The sequence below is a fragment of the Yersinia sp. 2541 StPb PI genome (assembly GCF_052217145.1).
GTDB lineage: Bacteria > Pseudomonadota > Gammaproteobacteria > Enterobacterales > Enterobacteriaceae > Yersinia > Yersinia enterocolitica_E.
Genome location: NZ_JAZGQB010000001.1, coordinates 2,104,090 through 2,125,985 on the forward strand (window position 1 = coordinate 2,104,090; position 21,896 = coordinate 2,125,985).

Sequence of the window (21,896 nt, forward strand, 5' to 3'; positions counted from 1 at the left end):
TTGATTCATACAATTTGTGATGAAATAAACTGTAAATAATATCTCAGGCAAATATTCCATTAGAACATGCGGCGACTCATGCCTAAAATATCCAGGATTTTGGTGGAGATTTCCTCAACGGAGTAGTTAGTGGAGTTCAGATAGCGAATCTGATTCTTGCGAAATAGCGCTTCTACTTCACCCACCTCTATTCGGCATTGGTGCAGCGAGGCATAACGGCTATTTTCACGTCGTTCTTCACGGATTGCCGCCAGCCGTTCAGGGTTAATTGTCAAACCAAACAGTTTTTGCTGAAAAGGTTTCAGCGCGGCGGGAAGTTGCAAATTGTCCATATCATCGGCGATAAATGGGTAGTTTGCAGCACGAATCCCAAATTGCATGGCTAAATAGAGGCTGGTTGGGGTTTTACCGCAACGGGAAACCCCCAATAGAATCACCTGTGCTTGATCCAGATTACGCAGAGAAATACCGTCATCATGGGCCAGGGCGTAGTCGATAGCCGCAATCCGCGCATCGTATTTGCCCAAATTGCTTTCAGTAAGACCGTGGGTTCGGTTGAGCACCGGTTGTGGGGCAACCCCCAGTTCGCCCTGTAGTGGGGCAACCAGTGCTTGCACAATATCCTGACAAAATCCCTCACTGTGCTGAATGAGTTCACGCACTTCCGCACTGATTATCGAATAGAAAACCAGCGGTCTAACGCCAGTGTCTTGATATATCTGATTAATCTTCTGGCAAACCTCTTGCGCACGCGCAGCACTTTCGACAAACGGCAGCGTAAAGGTAGTGGCTTTAACAGGGAACTGCGACAAAACAGCATGACCGAGTACTTCTGCAGTGATGGCGGTACCATCCGAAATATAAAACACACTTCTCTCCACGCTGACTCCTGAGTATTTTTCTGGTCGGATTGACCACACTGATAAATGAGCATCTGGTGACAAGTTTAGCCTAATCAGTGTGCCTGATTCGGCCTATCGGTAAAGCGTTTGCTGTCAGAATCGCCTGAAAATAACTTTTCTTGTTGGGTTGATCGATTCACCTGTCCATGGACTATGGATCATTGTGCTAGTCTGAAATAGCTGATTCGTCAGCCGTGATACCTCCGTCTGTACCCTACTGACCGTCCATAATTAATAGACAATGTAAAAAGGATTGTTTCGATGTCCAACAATGGCCTAAATCTGTGCAATGTGCTTTGGTACAATCAGCTTGGCATGAACGATGTTGAGCGGGTAGGCGGCAAGAATGCCTCCCTGGGTGAAATGATAACCAATCTTTCAGACCTGGGTGTTTCGGTACCTAATGGTTTTGCTACCACAGCTCAAGCATTTAACGAATTTCTGGAGCAAAGCGGTGTTAACCAACGCATTTATCAATTGTTGGATCAGACCAATGTTGATGATATTGCGGCATTAGCCAAAGCGGGCGCGCAGATTCGTCAATGGGTGGTTGAGACGCCGTTCCATCCCGAGTTTGAACAGGCTATTCATGAAGCCTACCAACAATTAGCTGACGGTGAGCCTGAGGCTTCTTTTGCTGTGCGCTCATCGGCTACTGCCGAAGATATGCCAGATGCCTCCTTTGCCGGCCAGCAGGAAACCTTCTTGAATGTGCAGGGGATTGATGCGGTGATGGTTGCTATCAAGCACGTATTTGCCTCACTGTTCAATGATCGCGCTATTTCCTATCGTGTGCATCAAGGCTACGACCACCGTGGGGTGGCGCTATCTGCTGGTGTACAACGGATGGTGCGCTCTGATCTCGCCTCGGCGGGCGTGATGTTTACTATTGATACTGAATCAGGCTTCGATCAGGTGGTTTTTATCACCGCAGCTTATGGTTTAGGCGAAATGGTGGTGCAAGGGGCGGTGAACCCGGATGAGTTTTATGTCCATAAGCCAACATTGCGTAATGGCAAACCCGCGATAGTACGCCGCACTATGGGTTCGAAAAAAATTCGCATGATCTATGCCGAAAGCCAGGAACATGGCAAACAGGTACAGATTGAAGATGTGCCAGAAGTACAACGCAATCGTTTCGCTCTCAGTGATGAAGAGGTACAGGCGCTGGCGCATCAGGCACTATCAATCGAAAAGCATTATGGCCGCCCGATGGACATTGAGTGGGCCAAAGATGGCCATACCGGTAAGCTGTTTATCGTGCAAGCTCGCCCAGAAACAGTACGTTCCAACGAGCAAGTTATGGAGCGTTATCTGCTGAATACCCAAAGTGAGGTGCTGGTGGAGGGGCGCGCCATTGGTCATCGTATTGGTGCGGGGCCGGTTAAGGTGATTAATGATATCAGCGAGATGGACCGTATTCAGGCGGGTGATGTACTGGTAACAGACATGACGGACCCTGACTGGGAACCGATCATGAAAAAAGCATCAGCGATTGTGACCAACCGTGGCGGGCGTACCTGCCATGCGGCAATCATCGCTCGTGAGCTGGGGATCCCAGCCGTTGTGGGTTGTGGTAATGCCACTGATATTCTGAGAGAAGGGCAGAAGGTTACGGTTTCTTGCGCCGAAGGGGATACGGGCTATGTTTATCAAGAGTTGCTCGATTTCTCGATTCAGAGCTCACAAGTTACTGAACTGCCTGATTTGCCGTTGAAAATAATGATGAATGTTGGCAATCCAGACCGAGCCTTCGACTTTGCCCGTCTCCCAAATGACGGCGTTGGCTTGGCGCGCCTGGAATTTATCATCAACCGCATGATTGGTGTGCATCCTAAAGCATTGCTGGAATTCGATAGCCAGGAGCCTGCAATTCAGGCGGAAATCAAAGCATTGATGAAGGGTTATGACGATCCGGTCGAGTTTTACGTTGGTCGCTTGACCGAAGGGATCTCTACCTTGGGTGCCGCTTTCTGGCCGAAACGTGTGATTGTGCGCTTGTCGGATTTTAAATCTAACGAATACGCCAATCTGGTTGGCGGAGAAGCTTATGAGCCACATGAAGAGAATCCGATGTTAGGGTTCCGTGGGGCGGGTCGTTATGTCGCAGACAGCTTCCGTGATTGTTTCGCACTGGAGTGTGAGGCGGTTAAGCGGGTGCGGAATGTGATGGGGTTGACTAACGTCGAAGTCATGGTGCCTTTCGTACGTACAGTGGCTCAGGCAGAGGCGGTGGTGGCAGAACTGGCAAGACAAGGGCTGAAACGTGGTGAGAATGGCCTGAAGCTTATTATGATGTGCGAAATCCCGTCCAATGCATTGCTGGCGGATCAATTCCTTGAGCATTTTGATGGCTTCTCTATCGGCTCCAATGATATGACTCAGTTAACATTGGGGCTGGATCGCGACTCCGGTGTGGTTTCTGAACTGTTTGATGAGCGCAATGAAGCCGTTAAGGCGTTGCTGTCGATGGCCATTCAGGCGGCGAAACGTCAAGGCAAGTATGTGGGGATTTGTGGTCAGGGTCCGTCAGACCATGAGGATTTTGCTTTATGGCTGATGGATCAGGGGATTGACAGTTTGTCCCTTAACCCAGACACCGTAGTACAAACGTGGGTCAGTTTGGCGCAACATACTAAGCATTGATTGGACTCGGGTTATACCGATAGAGAGACATTTAATTATCCGCAGCTTAGGTTGCGGATTTTTTGCAATAATAAGTAAAAAAAAAAGCCCGTCTAAGATGACAGGCAAAGACTACACACAGCAATACGTGTATTCGATTACAGATATTTAAATAAGTCATTTGAAGATGAATTATTTAAATGCCTTGGGGAAAGCACTTTCTAATAATAATATTAAGTAAATTCCGTGGCTTAGTCATTAAGAATCTTCTGAATATAATAGGTTAAATAAATGTTTTTATAGGATTAATTTCATATGGTTATTAATAATCATTCTATTTAATAACTAATGAAATACAGGTTGAGAATAGAAATAGAGGAATTAAAACGGTTGTTCTTAATTGTTAATAGCGAATGTCGCTGGATAATAGGGGTTCGGCAGCATAACTACCAAACCCCCGGTAAGAGCTAAAGCTCTTCTAAATGCTTGGCAACTTCCTTCATACTCTCTTCAGGTTCCGGCGCTTCATTGACCCAGGCAGAAGTCAGGCGGTAGGAGATGGCTAACACCACCGGCCCAATAAACAAGCCAATCATGCCGAATGACAACAAGCCACCAATCACCCCGGACAGGATGAGAATCATCGGCATATCAGCTTCCATACGGATAAGGTAGGGGCGTAAAACGTTATCCATGGTACCAACGATACAGCTCCAAACCAGCAGTGCCGTGCCCCAGGTGGTATCACCGGTCCAATACAACCAGATAATTGCCGGGACCAGTATCAACAGTGGCCCAAGCTGAGCTACGCAGCAGATAAACATTAATACGGTAAACAGTGTGGCGTATTGAATGCCCGCAATCGCCAGCCCAATCCCGCCCAGCACTGCTTGTACCAGTGCGGTGACCACGACCCCCAATGCGACGGCCCGGATAGCTTTAGCGGCCAGCACCACGACGGCATCACCACGTTTATCGGCAGCGCGCACCGCAAAATGGCGGATACCCAGTCCGACTTGCTCACCATGGAAATAGAGTAAAACACTGAACAGCACCATCAGCGCCAGATGAATCAAAAAATAACCGACATGGGCGGCTTGAGCTACCAGCCAGGTCGCGGCCGCACCAATATAGGGTTGAACTTTGGCGATCATCGCATTGCCACCACCGGCAACCAATGTATGCCAACTACTATAGAGTTTGTTCCCCACCATTGGGATCGATTGCAACCAGGTCATATCCGGCATGCGCACATTAGACGGGCTGGATGCCCACTGGATAAGCGGGCCGCTGTTTTCCACCAGGCTGCTGACCAGTAGGGCTATCGGGATGACAAACAACAACACCAGCAGCAGAGTCATGACAATAGCAGCCAGCCAGCGCTTACCCCAAAGTAGCCTTTGCAGCCTAATCAACAGTGGCCAGGTCGCAATGACTACCATGCCCGCCCAGGCAAAACCCATAATAAAAGGCTGTACCACCCAGAAACTGGCGATAATCATTATCATAATGAATATCACCCCAAACATCAGTTTAGGTAAATCGAAACGGCGCTGCTGCGGGTAATTCATCAATGGGTTCTCACATCGAAAGTCATGGCAAGGTGGCCATCGCACTGTTTTTTAGGCACTCATTAGATTTTGAACTAATTAAGCATCTGTACTAATCATGGTGTATTTTTTAATGTTTTAACAGACAACGCCGGATTTTACTGCTGTGATTTGTTAAAAAATAGCATTAGCTTGGACATAACAAAAACACCGACCGCAACCAAGGTGCTGAAACAATGTTCTTTCGGCGTGGTGCGACTATTATTTATACAATATATAATTTTGATACTTAATGATTTATTGCCGCATTTATCCTCGGCAGATACGCATCACTTTCTCATCATTCTGAATTGACATAAATTATTCGACAAAGAGGATTGCTAGCAGATAATCTCTTGGCGGAACCACAAACATACCTATTAGATAGGGTCACACTAATGATCCCACAGATTTCTCAGGCACCGGGTGTCATCCAGTTGGTGCTAGATTTTTTGGATGCTTTGAAGCAAAACGGATTCACCGGCGATACCGCCACTAATTATGCCGATCGCCTGACTATGGCGACGGACAACAGTATTTACCAACTGCTACCCGACGCCGTGGTTTTTCCTCGTTCGACTGCAGATGTTGCCTTGATTGGCCGTCTGGCTGGCCTGGAGAGTTTTAAATCCCTGGTATTTACGCCTCGCGGCGGCGGGACCGGCACCAATGGCCAGGCACTGAACAGTGGCATTGTGGTGGATATGTCGCGCCATATGAACCGTATTCTGGAGATTAATCCCGAACAGGGTTGGGTGCGGGTTGAAGCGGGGGTGATTAAAGATCAGCTCAATCAATATCTGCGGCCATTCGGCTACTTCTTTTCGCCCGAGTTATCGACCAGTAACCGTGCCACATTGGGTGGAATGATCAATACCGATGCCTCTGGGCAGGGGTCGCTAGTGTATGGCAAAACGTCCGACCATGTGTTGGGGCTACGTGCCATATTGCTGGGTGGAACCCTGCTTGATACCCGCGCCATGCCGACGGCATTGGCACAAACGATTGCGCAAGAGGACTCTGTAACCGGCCGTATTTATCATACGGTGCTGCATCACTGCCGTGAGCAGCGCGCGCTGATTCTGGAGAAATTCCCCCAATTAAACCGTTTCCTGACCGGATATGATTTACGCCACGTGTTTAGTGATGACCTGCAAACCTTTGACCTGACCCGAATTTTAACCGGTGCAGAGGGCACGCTGGCCTTCATTACTGAAGCGACACTGGATATAACACCGCTGCCTAAAGTTCGCCGTCTGGTGAATGTAAAGTATGACTCCTTCGATTCCGCTCTGCGTAATGCCCCGTTTATGGTGGAAGCCAAAGCACTGTCAGTGGAAACTGTGGACTCTAAAGTTCTTAATCTGGCCAAAGAAGATATTGTCTGGCACTCAGTAAAAGAGCTGATTACCGATATCCCTGATAAAGAGATGCTGGGGTTGAATATCGTTGAGTTTGCCGGTGATGATAAGGCACTGATCGATAGTCAAATGGAGGCACTTTGTCAGCGCTTGGATGACCTGATGTCTGCTCAGCAAGGCGGCGTTATTGGTTACCAGATTTGCAGTGAGTTAGCGGGTATTGAGCGCATCTATGGTATGCGCAAAAAAGCGGTTGGTTTGTTAGGCAACAGTAAAGGCCAGGCTAAGCCCATTCCGTTTGCGGAAGATACCTGTGTGCCACCACAACATTTGGCCGATTATATTGTCGAGTTCCGCCAACTGCTTGATAGCCACAATTTGAGCTACGGCATGTTTGGTCACGTGGATGCGGGGGTATTACATGTACGCCCAGCGCTGGATATGTGCGATCCACAGCAAGAAATGCTGATGAAACAGATATCTGACCAAGTGGTGCAACTGACGGCGCGCTATGGCGGCTTGCTATGGGGCGAGCACGGTAAGGGTTTCCGTGCAGAATACAGCCCTGACTTCTTTGGTGAAGTGCTTTACCACGAGTTGCGGCGCATTAAATCCGTTTTCGACCCGGATAATCGCTTAAATCCGGGGAAAATATGCTCACCGTTGGGCAGTGATGCGCCAATGATGAAAGTGGATACCTCAGATAAACGCGGTACCTTGGACCGGCGTATTCCGTTAGCAGTAAGAACCTCATTCCGAGGTGCGATGGAATGTAATGGTAACGGTCTGTGCTTTAACTTTGATACACGTAGCCCGATGTGCCCGTCGATGAAGATTACCGGTGACCGTATTCATTCACCAAAAGGCCGGGCAACGCTGGTGCGAGAATGGTTACGGCTGCTATCTGAGCAAGGGGTTGACCCCATTGCACTAGAGAAAGGGCTGGCGACCAAACGCCCCAGCCTGCGTGGTTTGATTGAGAAAACCCGTAATACCTGGGCTGCCAGTCAGGGGGATTATGATTTCTCTCATGAAGTCAAAGAGGCGATGTCAGGTTGTCTGGCATGCAAAGCTTGCTCGACGCAGTGCCCGATAAAAATTGATGTACCGGGCTTCCGTTCCCGCTTCCTACAGTTGTATCACACCCGTTATCACCGTCCACTGCGTGACTATGTGGTGGCTGGAGTAGAGAGTTATGCGCCGTTAATGGCCAAAACCCCAAAAGTGTTTAACTTTTTCCTCAAACAGCCGTGGGTCAGGGAGCTAAGCCGGAAAAGTATTGGTATGGTGGACTTACCGATGCTTTCTAGCCCAACGTTGAAGCAATCATTATCCGGCCATTATGCCAGTACTATGACCCTTGAGCAGTTGGAGAAACTGTCTGAGTCAGAACGCCACCAGCATGTGCTGATCGTGCAGGATCCCTTCACCAGTTACTACGACGCTCAGGTGGTGGCGGATTTTGTTCACTTGGTCGAAAAACTGGGCTTCAATCCCGTGCTGTTGCCATTCTCACCCAACGGTAAAGCGCAGCACATTAAAGGTTTCCTGCAACGTTTTGCTAAAACGGCCCGTAAGACGGCAGATTTTCTTAATCGCATTTCGTTACTGGGGATGCCAATGGTTGGGGTTGATCCGGCGCTGGTTCTTTGTTATCGCGATGAATATAAAGAGATTCTTGGTGATGCGCGCGGTGACTTTACGGTGCAATTGGTGCACGAGTGGCTACAGATGGCTCTGGCTGACCTGCCAGAGCAGCAGATGAGTGGCGAATCCTGGTACCTGTTTGGGCATTGCACCGAAACCACGGCACTACCTGCCAGCAGCCAGCACTGGGCAGCAATATTCTCCCGTTATGGTGCCAAACTGGAAAACGTCAGTGTCGGGTGTTGTGGCATGGCCGGAACTTATGGTCATGAAGCGAGGAACATCGATAACTCGTTGGGTATTTACGCGTTATCCTGGCAACAGGCGTTACAAAAGTTACCGGGTAAACGTTGTTTAGCCACAGGTTACTCTTGCCGGAGTCAGGTTAAACGTATTGAAGGCAATGGACTGAGACATCCGTTACAAGCTTTGCTTGAGCTGGTTTAACCTACGAGCTGACTATGCTATTTACTTCGTGCTACTTGCCGCCGCCTCGCAGAGGCAAAGCCCAAGGATGGGCTGAGTAATCAGAACAGCTATTGCTGCTGTAATTTCAACAACCAAGGGGAAAAGATGCTGTGGAAACGCACCGCAACGCTGGAACAGTTAAACCAGCAATGCCAGGGCTGTATGGTTGGGCATTTGGGCATTGAGTTTACCCGCCTCTCTGATAACGAAATAGAAGCCACGATGCCAGTAGACCAGCGGACGACTCAACCTTTCGGTTTACTTCATGGTGGTGCGTCGGTGGTGCTGGCGGAGTCGCTCGGTTCGATGGCCGGATATCTGTGTACCACCGAAGGCCAGCAAGTCGTGGGGTTGGAGATTAATGCTAACCACCTGAAAGCAGTACGTTCCGGGAAAGTTCGGGGTTGCTGTCGGGCCATTCATATCGGCCGCAGCCATCAGGTGTGGCAGATTGAGGTGTTTGATGAAGAAGACCATCTGTGTTGTACCTCGCGTTTAACCGTCGCCGTGTTGTCCCGATAAGGTCATTCCCACACCAAATTACACGTGATTACCTGACTCAGGGCCACCAATGGCCCTGAGTGACGTCAGCAGCTCATGGCACTTGCTGCAGCTCCCTTCAGACAGTTTCATTTAGCCGATAAATGCGGCGAATCTCTATGATAGGTTTCCCCTGTGAGGGTTTTCAGCTAAAGTTAAAATAGAAATAGGTATTTTTTATGAATGTTTTAAATACTCAGCGGCTGACTGCGATTAGCCCTTGATATAGTAAGGGATTCGAGCGTCACCGAGGAATTTATTCATTTATTTCAGGGTGATAAAAGTGCACTTTTTCCTCCAGACCTCTTCGGCCATCGCAGCATGCTTACTCGTTGCCGCCTCATTCGAGGTTCAAACGGCACTTTTCTTAATATCCCTGCAAAACAAACGGTTGAAGTGATAATTATTATCACTACCATTGTAAATAATCTGTGTTGATTCTCCAATAATCAGCCAGCAAATTGTTAACCTGAAAAGATCAACCTAATGGGTGATTGCGAAATATAAGGTAGGGCATATGCAACAGGAATCAGTCGGGACATTTTCACTCGACGAGAATGTCTGGCAGGGCGTGACGATAACAGAGAGCGCTGCCGCACAAATTACACGACTCATGCAGCAAGATCCGCAAATTAAAGGATTGCAGCTTGGCGTGAAACAATCCGGTTGTGCGGGGTTTGCTTATGTAATGGATATGGCTAAAGAGCCCGCCAGCGACGCTCTGGTTTTCGAACAGGGCAGTGCCAAACTCTACGTACCGTTAAAAGCGATGCCGTTTATCGATGGCACCGAGGTGGATTATGTCCGCGAAGGGCTAAACCAGATTTTTAAATTTAATAATCCTAAAGCTCAGCATTCCTGCGGGTGTGGCGAGAGTTTTGGCGTTTGAGCGATGTAAACGAAATGACACGAAGCAATGTAGAGGTTCCAGATGATGTGCAGGCTTGGGTCAGCGATGGTCGTTACAAAGAAGGCTTTTTTACCCAGCTTGCGACTGATCAGTTAGCGAAAGGCCTTAGTGAAGATGTCATTCGCGCCATTTCAGCGAAACGTAATGAGCCTGAATGGATGCTGGAGTTTCGTCTTGGTGCTTATCGCAGTTGGCTCGAAATGGAAGAGCCTCACTGGCTGAAAGCCAATTATAAAAGTCTGGATTATCAGGACTACAGTTATTACTCCGCGCCATCCTGTGGCAGTTGTGATGACAGTTGTGATTCGCAACCCGGTGCAGTGCAGCAATCGTCTGCGGACAGTGCGGCACCACGTGATCTGTCTGAACAGGCGATGAATGAGTACCTCACCGCAGAGGTTGAATCTGCCTTTGCTCAGCTAGGGGTTCCGGTGCGCGAAGGGGCCGAAGTAGCAGTAGACGCTATTTTTGACTCAGTTTCGGTTGCGACCACCTACCGTGGGAAATTAGCCGAACAAGGGATTATTTTCTGCTCATTTAGCGAAGCTATTCAGGAATACCCGGATTTGGTACGTAAATATCTGGGGTCGGTGGTACCGGCTAAAGATAACTTTTTTGCCGCGCTAAATGCGGCGGTGGCTTCTGATGGCACTTTTGTTTATGTGCCAAAAGGTGTGCGCTGTCCGATGGAGTTATCCACCTATTTCCGTATTAATGCGGCTAAAACAGGGCAGTTTGAACGCACCATTCTGATTGCTGACGAAGACAGTTATGTCAGCTATATCGAAGGGTGCTCAGCGCCAGTGCGAGACAGCTACCAGCTACACGCTGCGGTCGTTGAAGTCATTTTGCACAAAAATGCTGAAGTGAAATATTCAACGGTGCAGAACTGGTTCGCCGGTGCTGATAGCACTGGCGGTATTCTTAACTTCGTGACCAAACGTGCGTTGTGTGAAGGTGCGGGTTCAAAAATGTCATGGACTCAATCTGAGACTGGCTCCGCTATTACTTGGAAATATCCAAGCGTTATTTTACAGGGTGATAACTCAATCGGTGAGTTCTTCTCGGTGGCACTAACGAATGGCCACCAGCAAGCTGATACCGGTACCAAGATGATTCATATTGGCAAAAACACCAAATCAACAATTATTGCCAAAGGGATCTCTGCTGGGCATAGCCAGAACACCTACCGTGGTTTGGTGAAAATCCTGCCCGGTGCGGATAACGCACGTAACTTCACGCAATGTGATTCGATGTTGATTGGGCCGGACTCCGGTGCGCATACCTTCCCGTATGTGGAAGTGCGCAATAACTCAGCCCAATTGGAACACGAAGCGACAACATCAAAAATTGGCGATGACCAACTGTTTTATTGCTTGCAGCGTGGTATCAGTGAAGATGATGCCATCTCAATGATTGTTAACGGATTCTGTAAAGATGTGTTCTCCGAACTGCCGCTGGAGTTTGCCGTCGAAGCACAGAAACTGTTAGCCATCAGTCTGGAACACAGTGTCGGTTAAGTGTGAGTTGAAACACGCATTCGCAGAGTTTTGCGCTCTGGCGCACCAAGGAACCCTATGTTAAGCATTAAGAATTTAAAAGTCAGTGTTGAAGGTAATGAAATCCTCAAAGGTTTGGATCTGGAGATCAAACCCGGTGAAGTGCACGCCATCATGGGGCCAAACGGCTCAGGGAAAAGTACATTATCTGCCGCGTTGGCGGGGCGTGAAGAGTATGAGGTGACCGAGGGGCATATAACCTTTAAAGGGAAAGACCTGCTGGAGTTGGACCCAGAGGATCGCGCGGGTGAAGGCGTATTTTTGGCTTTTCAGTACCCAGTGGAAATTCCGGGTGTCAGTAACCATTTCTTCTTGCAAACTGCCGTCAATGCGGTGCGTAAATATCGCCAGCAAGAGCCATTGGACCGTTTTGATTTCGCTGATTTCATTGAAGAAAAAATTGAGTTACTGAAAATGCCGGCTGACTTGCTGACCCGTTCGGTTAATGTGGGCTTCTCCGGCGGCGAAAAGAAACGTAACGATATTCTGCAAATGGCGGCACTGGAACCCTCGTTATGTATTCTGGATGAAACCGACTCTGGGCTGGATATTGATGCGCTGAAAATTGTCGCTAACGGGGTTAACTCGCTACGTAACGAAAACCGTGCATTTATTATTGTGACTCACTATCAGCGTATCCTTGATTATGTAAAACCCGACTTTGTGCATGTGCTGTATCAGGGGCGGATCATTAAGTCAGGTGATTTCACATTGGTAAAACAGTTGGAGGAGCAAGGCTATGGCTGGCTTACCGACCAACAGTAAAATGCTGGAACAGCAGCATCTGCAACAAAAACAGCGCAGTGATGCACTGAAACAATTCGGTCAACTGTTTAATCTGCGCCAGCATGGCCATTCAACACAGGCCAGTGCGCACTGGCAACAGGTGTTACAGTTGGGTTTCCCGAGCTTTAAACATGAAGACTGGAAATACACGCCACTGGAACGTTTGCTGGTCAATAATTTCAGTTTCGCCAGCCCTGCGCAGGTGACGGCTAGCCAACGCGATGAACTGTCGTTGGTGCAAGATGCTCATCGTTTAGTCTTTATTGATGGCCGATATGCACCTGAACTCAGTGATATTGAGTGTGGCCCTTATCAACTGACCAACCTGAGTGGAAATACGCAGTTTCCTCCGGCGATCCAGTCTGAGGTGTTTTTGCATCTGGCGGAAAGTCTGGCGCAGGAAAGTCTGCATATCCGATTGCCGGTGGGGAAACACAGTGAGAAGCCGCTCTATCTGCTACATATCAGCTCAGGCAATGATTCTGACGTTGTGAATACCAGTCACTACCGACACCATCTGGTGATTGAAGCTAATGCACAGGCTGAAGTGATTGAACATTTCGTCAGTCTGAGTGAGCAGCCTCACTTTACCGGCGCACGGCTTACCATTGAGGTAGGTGATAATGCTGAACTACGCCATTGTAAGTTGGCATTTGAAACCCCTCACAGCTATCACTTTGCCCATAATGATCTGGTATTAAGTCGTGATGCGCGGGCGCGTAGTTATAGTTTCCTGCTGGGTGCCGGGTTGACCCGTCATAATACCAGCGCCCAGCTGAACGGCGAAGGTGCTACGTTATCCATTAATAGCTTGCTGCTCCCGATAGGGCGCGAAATCTGCGATACCCGCAGCTATCTGGAGCACAACAAAGGTTATTGTGAAAGCCGCCAGTTACACAAAACCATTGTGCGTGAACGGGGTAAAGCTATCTTTAACGGCATGATTAAAGTGGCTCAACATGCATTAAAAACTGACGGCCAGATGACCAACAATAATTTACTGTTGAGTAAATTGGCTGAAGTTGATACCAAGCCACAGTTAGAGATTTATGCTGATGATGTGAAATGCAGTCATGGTGCGACGGTTGGGCGCATTGATGCGGAACAGCTTTTTTATCTGCAATCGCGCGGGATTAATCAGGCTGATGCGCAACAGATGATTATTTTTGCCTTTGCAGCCGAATTGACGGAAGCCATTCACAGCGATGCCATTCGCAAAGTGGTGCTGGCGCGGATTGCTGAGCGCTTAGCCGGAGAATCGCTATGAGTTTCCCTATCGAACAGGTCAGAGCTGACTTTCCACTGCTGAGCCGTCAGGTTAACGGCCAGCCGCTGGCCTATCTGGACAGCGCCGCCAGCGCACAGAAGCCACAAGTGGTCATCGACAGGGAGCTTAACTTTTATCGTGAGGGTTATGCCGCAGTCCATCGTGGTATCCATACCCTAAGTAGCGAAGCGACCCAACAGATGGAAGCGGTGCGCAGCCAGGTTGCGGGTTTTATTAATGCCGCCTCGGCTGAAGAGATTGTTTTCGTTAAAGGGACTACCGAGGCCATCAACCTGGTGGCTAACAGTTATGGCCGTCATTTCCTGAGCGCCGGTGACAGCATCATCATCACTGAGATGGAGCATCACGCCAATATTGTGCCGTGGCAGATGTTAGCAACTGACTTGGGTGTTGAAATTCGTATCTGGCCGCTGACGGCGACCGGGGAACTTGAGTTGGCGGCATTGGCGGGCTTGATTGATGATACCACCCGGTTGTTGGCGATTACTCAGGTTTCCAATGTATTGGGGACCGTGAATCCCATACAGCAGATTGTTGCTCAGGCTAAAGCTGCTGGTCTGGTGGTGCTGGTGGATGGTGCGCAGGCTATCATGCATCAATCGATAGATGTGCAGGCATTGGATTGTGATTTTTATGTCTTCTCCGGCCATAAACTTTATGGGCCGTCAGGCATTGGTATTTTATACGGCAAGAGTGAACTGCTACAACACATGCCGCCATGGGAAGGGGGCGGTTCGATGATCAAAACCGTTAGCCTGACGCAAGGTACCACTTTTGCTGATGCGCCATGGCGTTTCGAGGCTGGTTCACCCAATACCGCAGGCATTATGGGGCTGGGTGCGGCAATCAGTTATGTTACTGATGTTGGACTTGCGCAGATCCAGCACTATGAGCAGTCGCTGATGCAGTATGCCTTGGAGCAACTGGGTCAGGTAAACAGCCTGACACTTTATGGCCCGCAAGCCCGTGCCGGGGTTATCGCGTTTAATTTAGGGGTGCACCACGCGTATGATGTTGGCAGTTTCCTTGACCAATACGGTATCGCGATTCGTACTGGTCATCATTGTGCCATGCCTCTGATGGCGTTCTACCAGGTTCCGAGTATGTGTCGTGCCTCATTAGCACTTTATAATACCCGTGAGGAAGTAGATCGCTTGGTGGCAGGGCTACAGCGCATTGAAAAATTGCTAGGTTGAGTGCTATTAATAAGCGCCGTACCTAAAATCAACTACTACCACATTATTGATGCCGCAGGATGAAGCTCATTAATGCCAATGAGCTTACGCGTTCGTGTAATTTGGCGGGGCAGTGGGGCCTTAATCTCCTGCGGCATCAAGTACAAAGGGTATCAGGAAGCACGCTATGGCTGTTTTGCCAGATAAAGATAAATTGATTCGTAACTTTTCCCGTTGTTTGAATTGGGAAGAAAAGTATCTGTATGTGATCGAGTTGGGTGGGCAGTTGGCAGCGTTAACGGAACAGCAGCGCCAGCCGGAGAATCTTATTTCCGGTTGCCAAAGCCAAGTGTGGATTGCCATGACAACCTCTGATGAGGGCCAGGTGGTTTTTGCCGGTGACAGTGATGCGGCTATCGTTAAAGGGTTGGTCGCGGTGGTGTTTATCCTTTATCAAGGTTTAACGCCACAACAGATAATCGAATTGGATGTTCGGCCATTTTTTGCCGACTTAGCCCTGAGTCAGCACCTGACACCATCGCGTTCGCAAGGTCTGGAAGCGATGATCCGTGCTATTCGTATTAAAGCGGCAAGTTTAAAAACTCACTAATTCATGCCAACATTTTGTGCTTTATTCCTCGGCGGTTGACCATTTTTGCGTCATGGGTCACAGTCTTAAAATGGTGGAATTTCAGCAGGTTAAATCGGCTTTCTTGCTGGATAAAGCATAATAAATTACTTTGTAACACCTTGATTTCTAGAGATATAAATTGCCTTTATAATAATGGCTGTTACTATATGTTGGCCTTATAATTGGCTGCTAGAATTAACGTAGATATACCCGTCATCTTTCAAACTGCTGGTGTGTTGGCTGCTCTCATCCCCCCGAATCACTTACTTGCGTAAGCTCAGCGGGATTCATTTGTTTGCCGCCTTCCTGCAACTTGAAATCTATCGGGTATAGCCGTGTAAACCGAATTTGAAGAAGTGATGTAGGAACTAAGCATGAAACGTGCATTAACTTTGATTGGTATGTTATTCGCAACTTGTATGGCGGGAAGTATCACCGCTGCCAATGCGACCGAGTATCCTCTGCCGCCAGCCAATAGCCGTCTGATTGGTGAAAATACTACCTATACCGTTCCAAACGATGGCCGTCCGCTTGAGGCTATTGCTGCCGATTATAAAATCGGTTTGCTGGGGATGCTCGAAGCCAACCCAGGTGCTGACCCGTATTTGCCGTTACCGGGTTCAGTATTAACTATCCCGACCCAGATGTTGCTGCCTGATACCCCACGTGAAGGTATCGTCATCAACCTGGCTGAGCTGCGTCTTTATTACTACCCTAAAGGCCAGAACAAGGTCATCGTATATCCTATCGGTATCGGCCAGTTAGGGCGTAATACTCCGACGATGACGACGTCTGTTAGCCAGAAGATCCCGAATCCGACTTGGACACCGACTGCGAACATCCGTAAGCACTACCTGGCACAAGGCGTTACCTTGCCATCAGTTGTTCCAGCAGGGCCGGAAAACCCAATGGGCCTGTTTGCTATGCGTCTGTCAGCCGGCGGCGGTGAGTACTTGATCCACGGTACTAATGCCAACTTTGGTATCGGTATGCGTGTCAGCTCCGGGTGTATCCGTTTACGTCCTGATGATATCAAGGCACTGTTCAGCTCAGTACCTAAAGGTACTCGCGTACAGATAGTCAACGAACCGGTTAAATATTCCGTAGAACCTGATGGTAAACGTTATGTGGAAGTTCATCAGCCGTTGTCCCGTGTAGACAGTGATGACCCACAAACGATGCCAATTGCGATTAGCAGCAGCCTACTGAAGTTTATGAGTGACAGCCAGACTGATGCTCAAGTGGTCCAGGATGCGATTGTACGCCGCGCTGGCATGCCCGTCATCGTAACGGTAGGTGAGACTGCCCCTGTAGAGGCTCCGGCCGCTGTAGCGCCTCAGGGCGAGCAACAGGCACAACCGCAGACAGAAGAGCAGCAACCGGCTGATGAAGCCGCACCTAAGCTGGTTCAGCCAGGTCCGGTCTACTCCGCCGCTAATTAAGTTTTAGATGCACCTTTGCCATGGCAACTTATCCGTCGTGGCAAAGCGTGTAGCAGTAACCGCAGGATGGCATGGCGAGTCAGTAGCAAAGGAAGGTCGATATCAAGGAAGGTAACGTCAGGGATTCATTTTAGCGGGGTAAAAAAAATGGCGCACAATGTGCGCCATTTTTCATTTTCAGGAAGTAATATTACTTCTTGTAAGCGTGAGCTTGGTTGTCCAGACGTTGGTTAGCACGTGCTGCATCGTCTTTAGCTGCTTGAACGTCAGAACGGATTGCGTTCACGTCGTTGCTCAGTTGGTCAACTTTAGCGTTCAGAGTTTGAACGTCAGAAGACAGTTGGTCGATTTTAGCATTGCTTGAACAACCAGCCAGCATAGTTGAAGCCAGGATTACCGCGCCCAGTACAAGTTTAGTACGATTCATTATTAACACCCTCTAGATTAAGTTAATCTCCATGTAGCGTTACAAGTATTACACAAAGTTTTTTCGAAAGAGAATAAATTTTTAGTGTTAGAGGGGTTTATTTTGATCGTTCGCTCAAAGAAGCACCTTGTTTTAAAAAAAAGTTAAAAAAACGAGGCAAAACAGCCGGATTCTATGGGATAAGTCTTATTTGAAAAAATGACTTTAACGCAGTTGGGATAAAGCAGATTTTTCAGAAAGTTTATTTGGACGGTTTAAAAAAGGAAACGCCGCTATTGAAAGCGGCGTTTTTTATTATCATCCGAGAGGAGGTGTTGGGATTATAACACGTGCACCGAAGCAGTATTGGTGGTGCCACTTGCTACCAGAGCACCAGAAACCATAACCACAACTTCGCCTTTCTGTGCCAGACCGCTGGCCAAAGCAGCTTCCTTACCGATGCGGTAGAAATCATCAGTTGAAGCAATCTTATCGACCAGTTGAGTCACCACGCCTTTAGTCAGAATAAGCTGACGTGCGGTGGTTTCATTGGTGGTCAATGCCAGAATGGTGGCGGTAGGGAAGTATTTACGCACTGATTTTGCTGATTTACCGCCACCAGTGGCAACGATAATCAGTTTTGCTTCCAGCTTTTCTGCTGTTTCTACCGCGCCACGGCAAACGGCTTCGGTGATACGCATTTTACGATTATCATTCAGCGTATCAATGCGGCTAGGCATAATTCGGTCTGTACGCTCACAGATGGTCGCCATGATGGTGACAGACTCTAATGGGTACTTACCCTTGGCGCTTTCACCCGACAGCATCACGGCGTCTGTACCATCCAGAATGGCGTTAGCAACGTCGCCAGCTTCTGCACGGGTAGGGCGTGGGTTTTTGATCATTGAATCGAGCATTTGCGTTGCAGTGATAACAACTTTGCGAGCGCGGTTACATTTCTCAATCATCATCTTCTGCGCGAAGATAACTTCTTCAACCGGGATCTCAACACCCAGGTCACCACGGGCAACCATGATACCGTCAGATGCTTCCAGGATTTCGTCGAAGTTATTCAGACCTTCCTGGTTTTCGATTTTAGAGATGATTTGGATATGCTCGCCACCGTGCGCTTTCAGGTGTTCGCGAATTTCCAGCACGTCTGAACGTTTACGGATAAACGAGGCTGCAACGAAGTCCACACCTTGCTCACAACCAAAGATCAGGTCAGCTTTATCTTTTTCAGCCAATGCAGGTAGCTGGATAGAAACGCCTGGCAGGTTAACGCCTTTGTTTTCACCCAGGTCACCGTTGTTCAGTACTTTACATACCACGGTACTTTCAGTGACTTCAGTCACTTCCATGCCGATCAGACCATCGTCAACCAGCACGGTATTACCAATTTTCAGGTCAGCAGCAAAACCGGGATAAGTCACAGCAACGATGTTGTCGTTACCGATAACACTTTGATCCGTGGTAAAGGTGAAAGTTTGACCGGCAACCAGGGCTGCATCTTTGCCGCCTTCCAGTTTCATGGTGCGGATTTCAGGGCCTTTGGTGTCCAGCAGGATGCCAGCTTTGTGGCCGGTTTTTGCCATGACAGTACGAATATTCTTGATACGTTGACCATGTTCTTCATAGTCACCATGAGAAAAGTTCAAACGCATAACGTTCATGCCGGCATCAAGCAGTTTTGTCAGCATTTCTTCAGATTCGGTTTTGGGACCGATAGTACAAACAATTTTAGTCTTTTTGTCGTTCATGTTCATGAGGATTTTTCTACAAGTTGTGATGGATTAAAAACGAAAGTTCCGTTAATGAGATCAACGGAGTGGGATCTGATTAGTGTCTGGTGTAGCGAAACGTTACAAAGAAGCAAAACATTACTAAGGATAGATGACAGTTGCGGAAGTTGAGCGGAAAACTTTAGCACGAGGCTAACCGCATGATCGGTATACGATGGCGTAAATGTGAGTTGTATTTTTTTAGCGTATCGGCAGATCAAGATGCTGAAACCATTCAACTGAAACGACGGTTCGTATTATAAGCGGTAACTAACGGGAAATGAAATAGAAAACAGAAACTCATTGCCGTTTTTTATAAAAAGGGGGAATTAGTCGCGCAAGTATTGCGAATATTTCTTATTTTGTTGCGCAACTGGTGTGATGTTTAACATTTTTAGCCAATCCAGGGTTGAAAAACAAGCAGGAGGTGGCAGGGCGATTGGTTGATATTTATTGCTTTATCTCGGTTATATATTGCAGGGAATAGGGGGTAAAAGAGTATTGGGAAGATTAAGAAAACAGAGAGTAAACCGCAAATGCAGAGTGGTGCGTTCTAATGGACTCGAACCATCGACCCCCACCATGTCAAGGTGGTGCTCTAACCAACTGAGCTAAGAACGCATCTAAAGATGATAAACCTGTTGCCAGAGTGGTGCGTCCGAATGGACTCGAACCATCGACCCCCACCATGTCAAGGTGGTGCTCTAACCAACTGAGCTACGGACGCACATTACCCTACTGACTTGACGCTACAGTGTTACCAACTGCAACGACTACTACCTTAGCGACTGAACTAACAAAATATTTAACGTTATCTATCTGCAATAAATTTGGTGCGTCCGAATGGACTCGAACCATCGACCCCCACCATGTCAAGGTGGTGCTCTAACCAACTGAGCTACGGACGCATCCTCTTTTATTACTCACCATCAATGCTGACAGCGGGGACGAATATTAACGAGCTGCCCGTCTGCTGGCAAGGGGAAAAACACAATATTCACCGCAAACTCACGTAATTGCTGCGCTTTTGCCCATTGCGCTGTTTTTTTCTCCACCTCGGTGTTTTACGCAGTCGCGACTTGCCAATATGAATTCTGCCTGTCACGCCAGAGACTATCGGTACTAATGCGCCGCCTTTTGCAGGATAAATGCTGCTGGCTGTTTTTGTAACCAGCGGATGCGCAGTGCCATTAAAATCGCCGCAGAAGTTAAGCCAATAACGAACCCAATCCAGAAACCACTTGGCCCCATGGCGGGCACGATATAATCGGTCAGCCCCAGCACGTAACCACTCGGTAACCCCAGTAACCAATAGGCAGTAAAGGTAATAAAGAAGATCGAACGTGTATCCTTATAACCACGTAGCACACCGCTACCGATTACTTGAATCGCATCCGATAGCTGGTAAATAGCGGCCAGCAACATCAAGTGCGAGGCCATCATTACCACTGCCGGTGTTTTGTTGTACAGCAAGGCAATGTGCTCGCGGAAAATAACGGTAAATACCGCAGTGACACAGGCCAGCATTAAACCCACGGCGATACTGGTATAAGCGGCCACTCTCGCTTGTTCTACCGAGCCTTGACCGAGGCGGAAACCAACACGAATGGTGGCTGCTACGCTCAGCGACATCGGTAACATAAACATTAATGAACTAAAGTTGAGCGCAATTTGGTGCCCGGCAACAGCGACAATGCCCAGGGGTGAAACCAGTAAGGCGACAACCGCGAACAGCGTCACTTCAAAGAAGAGTGCCAGAGCAACCGGCAGGCCTAGGCCACCCAAGCGTTTCATTACTTGCCAGTCCGGTGCGGCGAACCCTTTCTCCAGTTTGATATCTTGCTGTGAACGAGCGCGGGTGACATACCAGCGCATCATCAGGAACATCACCCAGTAGACTGTGCCTGTTGCCACCCCGCACCCGACGCCACCCAATGCCGGAGCACCGAATTTCCCGTAGATGAAAATATAGTTAACCGGAATATTCACGAGCAAACCAATAAAGCCGATAACCATCCCCGGCTTGGTTTTGGATAATCCTTCACATTGATTACGTAGCACCTGGAAGAAGAGATAGCCCGGCGCACCCCACATAATGGCATGCAGGAAGCCCACGGCTTTATCTGCTAGCACGGGGTCAATATTATGCATTTGCATAATAACGTGGTCGCTATTATATAGAACAAACATAATTAGCAGTGAAACGCAAAACGCCAGCCAAAACCCTTGCCTGACTTGATGGGCAATTTGATTGCGACGCCCGGAACCGTTGAGCTGTGCAACTGTCGGGGTTAGTGCCAACAACAAACCATGGCCAAATAAAATAGCCGGTAACCAGATAGAAGTACCTACCGCCACGGCAGCCATATCAGTAGCACTGACAGAACCGGCCATAATGGTGTCAACCACGCCCATGGCGGTTTGAGATAATTGCGCGATGACAACGGGAATAGCGAGAGCCAATAAGCTACGCGCTTCGACGATATACTTCTGCACGTATGCACCTTTCTCTACCCGTCGCCCTTCAATATACAGGGGTGTTGGCTGCCCTTGCTCACTCCAGACACTTAGTTATCTAAGCTCCTGGAGGTTCACGCGGTTGCCGCCTACCTGTATCTCGAAGTAACTTGGGTATAACCTAGTTATGATTTCAATAACGACTATTTATCGCGCCATGGGCGATAAATAAAATAGCGGAAAAACAATGAAGGATTGTACCTGCTCATCGCGCTTAAGCAATCTTTGTTGCTAATTATCAGCTAAATACCTCTTATCTGTTTTTTTAG

At 48.4% G+C, this 21,896-nt stretch carries 15 protein-coding genes, 3 tRNA genes and 1 other RNA gene; 10 read left to right on the top strand and 9 right to left on the bottom strand.

Annotated features, from left to right (window positions below):
- Window positions 1-59: 59 nt before the first annotated feature.
- Entirely contained in the window at window positions 60-881 is an 822-nt protein-coding gene (gene ppsR, locus V1953_RS09345; protein WP_083158716.1) for a posphoenolpyruvate synthetase regulatory kinase/phosphorylase PpsR, read from the bottom strand.
- A gap of 282 nt (window positions 882-1,163) precedes the next feature.
- Between ppsR and ppsA the strand changes: the two genes are divergently transcribed.
- Window positions 1,164-3,548, top strand: coding sequence for a phosphoenolpyruvate synthase (gene ppsA, locus V1953_RS09350; protein ID WP_442850848.1), 2,385 nt, complete (start codon window positions 1,164-1,166; stop codon window positions 3,546-3,548).
- 76 nt (window positions 3,549-3,624) lie between these two features.
- On the opposite strand, the gene rprA is transcribed toward ppsA, so the two are convergent.
- An RNA gene (gene rprA, locus V1953_RS09355) (antisense sRNA RprA) lies at window positions 3,625-3,729 on the bottom strand.
- Window positions 3,730-3,994: 265 nt separating this feature from the next.
- On the bottom strand, window positions 3,995-5,098 hold the full coding sequence (gene ydiK / locus V1953_RS09360) for an AI-2E family transporter YdiK (RefSeq protein ID WP_083158718.1): 1,104 nt from the start codon (window positions 5,096-5,098) through the stop codon (window positions 3,995-3,997).
- 416 nt (window positions 5,099-5,514) lie between these two features.
- Here ydiK and ydiJ point away from each other — a divergent pair, with 416 nt between their 5' ends.
- From ydiJ to V1953_RS09405, 9 genes are all read left to right on the top strand, one after another.
- Entirely contained in the window at window positions 5,515-8,571 is a 3,057-nt protein-coding gene (gene ydiJ / locus V1953_RS09365; RefSeq protein WP_420073175.1) for a D-2-hydroxyglutarate dehydrogenase YdiJ, read from the top strand.
- Window positions 8,572-8,697: 126 nt separating this feature from the next.
- Complete coding sequence (locus V1953_RS09370) at window positions 8,698-9,114, top strand: hotdog fold thioesterase (protein ID WP_083158721.1); 417 nt, start codon at window positions 8,698-8,700, stop codon at window positions 9,112-9,114.
- Window positions 9,115-9,649: 535 nt separating this feature from the next.
- Entirely contained in the window at window positions 9,650-10,021 is a 372-nt protein-coding gene (sufA, locus tag V1953_RS09375) for a Fe-S cluster assembly scaffold SufA (protein ID WP_083158723.1), read from the top strand.
- Between the two features lie 14 nt (window positions 10,022-10,035).
- Complete coding sequence (gene sufB / locus V1953_RS09380) at window positions 10,036-11,562, top strand: Fe-S cluster assembly protein SufB (RefSeq protein WP_372559127.1); 1,527 nt, start codon at window positions 10,036-10,038, stop codon at window positions 11,560-11,562.
- 57 nt (window positions 11,563-11,619) lie between these two features.
- Complete coding sequence (sufC, locus tag V1953_RS09385; RefSeq protein ID WP_083158725.1) at window positions 11,620-12,366, top strand: Fe-S cluster assembly ATPase SufC; 747 nt, start codon at window positions 11,620-11,622, stop codon at window positions 12,364-12,366.
- The gene (gene sufD / locus V1953_RS09390) at window positions 12,341-13,654 is read left to right on the top strand and encodes a Fe-S cluster assembly protein SufD (protein WP_442850849.1); all 1,314 of its coding nucleotides are present in this window, start codon (window positions 12,341-12,343) and stop codon (window positions 13,652-13,654) included. Before sufC ends, sufD begins: the two co-directional genes overlap by 26 nt.
- A complete protein-coding gene (sufS, locus tag V1953_RS09395) occupies window positions 13,651-14,871 on the top strand; it encodes a cysteine desulfurase SufS (RefSeq protein ID WP_420073173.1) in 1,221 nt (406 codons plus the stop codon). Before sufD ends, sufS begins: the two co-directional genes overlap by 4 nt.
- A 166-nt stretch (window positions 14,872-15,037) precedes the next feature.
- Window positions 15,038-15,460 (top strand): cysteine desulfuration protein SufE, encoded by a 423-nt coding sequence (gene sufE, locus V1953_RS09400; RefSeq protein WP_083158728.1) that lies wholly within the window; start codon window positions 15,038-15,040, stop codon window positions 15,458-15,460.
- A 395-nt stretch (window positions 15,461-15,855) separates the two neighbouring features.
- Window positions 15,856-16,923, top strand: a complete 1,068-nt coding sequence (locus V1953_RS09405) for a L,D-transpeptidase family protein (protein WP_083158729.1) — start codon at window positions 15,856-15,858, stop codon at window positions 16,921-16,923.
- A gap of 190 nt (window positions 16,924-17,113) precedes the next feature.
- Here V1953_RS09405 and V1953_RS09410 read toward each other — a convergent pair whose 3' ends face one another.
- From V1953_RS09410 to V1953_RS09435, 6 genes are all read right to left on the bottom strand, one after another.
- A complete protein-coding gene (locus V1953_RS09410; protein WP_005165631.1) occupies window positions 17,114-17,350 on the bottom strand; it encodes a major outer membrane lipoprotein in 237 nt (78 codons plus the stop codon).
- Between the two features lie 320 nt (window positions 17,351-17,670).
- Window positions 17,671-19,089, bottom strand: a complete 1,419-nt coding sequence (gene pykF / locus V1953_RS09415; protein ID WP_083163609.1) for a pyruvate kinase PykF — start codon at window positions 19,087-19,089, stop codon at window positions 17,671-17,673.
- Between the two features lie 565 nt (window positions 19,090-19,654).
- Window positions 19,655-19,731, bottom strand: a tRNA-Val gene (locus tag V1953_RS09420).
- Window positions 19,732-19,760: 29 nt separating this feature from the next.
- Window positions 19,761-19,837: transfer RNA gene (locus tag V1953_RS09425), tRNA-Val, on the bottom strand.
- Window positions 19,838-19,941: 104 nt separating this feature from the next.
- Window positions 19,942-20,018, bottom strand: a tRNA-Val gene (locus V1953_RS09430).
- A 214-nt stretch (window positions 20,019-20,232) separates the two neighbouring features.
- Complete coding sequence (locus V1953_RS09435) at window positions 20,233-21,606, bottom strand: MATE family efflux transporter (RefSeq protein WP_083158730.1); 1,374 nt, start codon at window positions 21,604-21,606, stop codon at window positions 20,233-20,235.
- Window positions 21,607-21,896 lie beyond the last annotated feature (290 nt).

Bases quoted from the DNA above. Each gene is read 5' to 3' on its own strand.
- ppsA (WP_442850848.1), top strand. From the start codon at position 1,164: ATGTCCAACAATGGCCTAAATCTGTGCAATGTGCTTTGGTACAATCAG.
- ydiK (WP_083158718.1), bottom strand. From the start codon at position 5,098: ATGAATTACCCGCAGCAGCGCCGTTTCGATTTACCTAAACTGATGTTT.
- ydiJ (WP_420073175.1), top strand. From the start codon at position 5,515: ATGATCCCACAGATTTCTCAGGCACCGGGTGTCATCCAGTTGGTGCTA.
- V1953_RS09370 (WP_083158721.1), top strand. From the start codon at position 8,698: ATGCTGTGGAAACGCACCGCAACGCTGGAACAGTTAAACCAGCAATGC.
- sufA (WP_083158723.1), top strand. From the start codon at position 9,650: ATGCAACAGGAATCAGTCGGGACATTTTCACTCGACGAGAATGTCTGG.
- sufB (WP_372559127.1), top strand. From the start codon at position 10,036: ATGACACGAAGCAATGTAGAGGTTCCAGATGATGTGCAGGCTTGGGTC.
- sufC (WP_083158725.1), top strand. From the start codon at position 11,620: ATGTTAAGCATTAAGAATTTAAAAGTCAGTGTTGAAGGTAATGAAATC.
- sufD (WP_442850849.1), top strand. From the start codon at position 12,341: ATGGCTGGCTTACCGACCAACAGTAAAATGCTGGAACAGCAGCATCTG.
- sufS (WP_420073173.1), top strand. From the start codon at position 13,651: ATGAGTTTCCCTATCGAACAGGTCAGAGCTGACTTTCCACTGCTGAGC.
- sufE (WP_083158728.1), top strand. From the start codon at position 15,038: ATGGCTGTTTTGCCAGATAAAGATAAATTGATTCGTAACTTTTCCCGT.
- V1953_RS09405 (WP_083158729.1), top strand. From the start codon at position 15,856: ATGAAACGTGCATTAACTTTGATTGGTATGTTATTCGCAACTTGTATG.
- V1953_RS09410 (WP_005165631.1), bottom strand. From the start codon at position 17,350: ATGAATCGTACTAAACTTGTACTGGGCGCGGTAATCCTGGCTTCAACT.
- pykF (WP_083163609.1), bottom strand. From the start codon at position 19,089: ATGAACGACAAAAAGACTAAAATTGTTTGTACTATCGGTCCCAAAACC.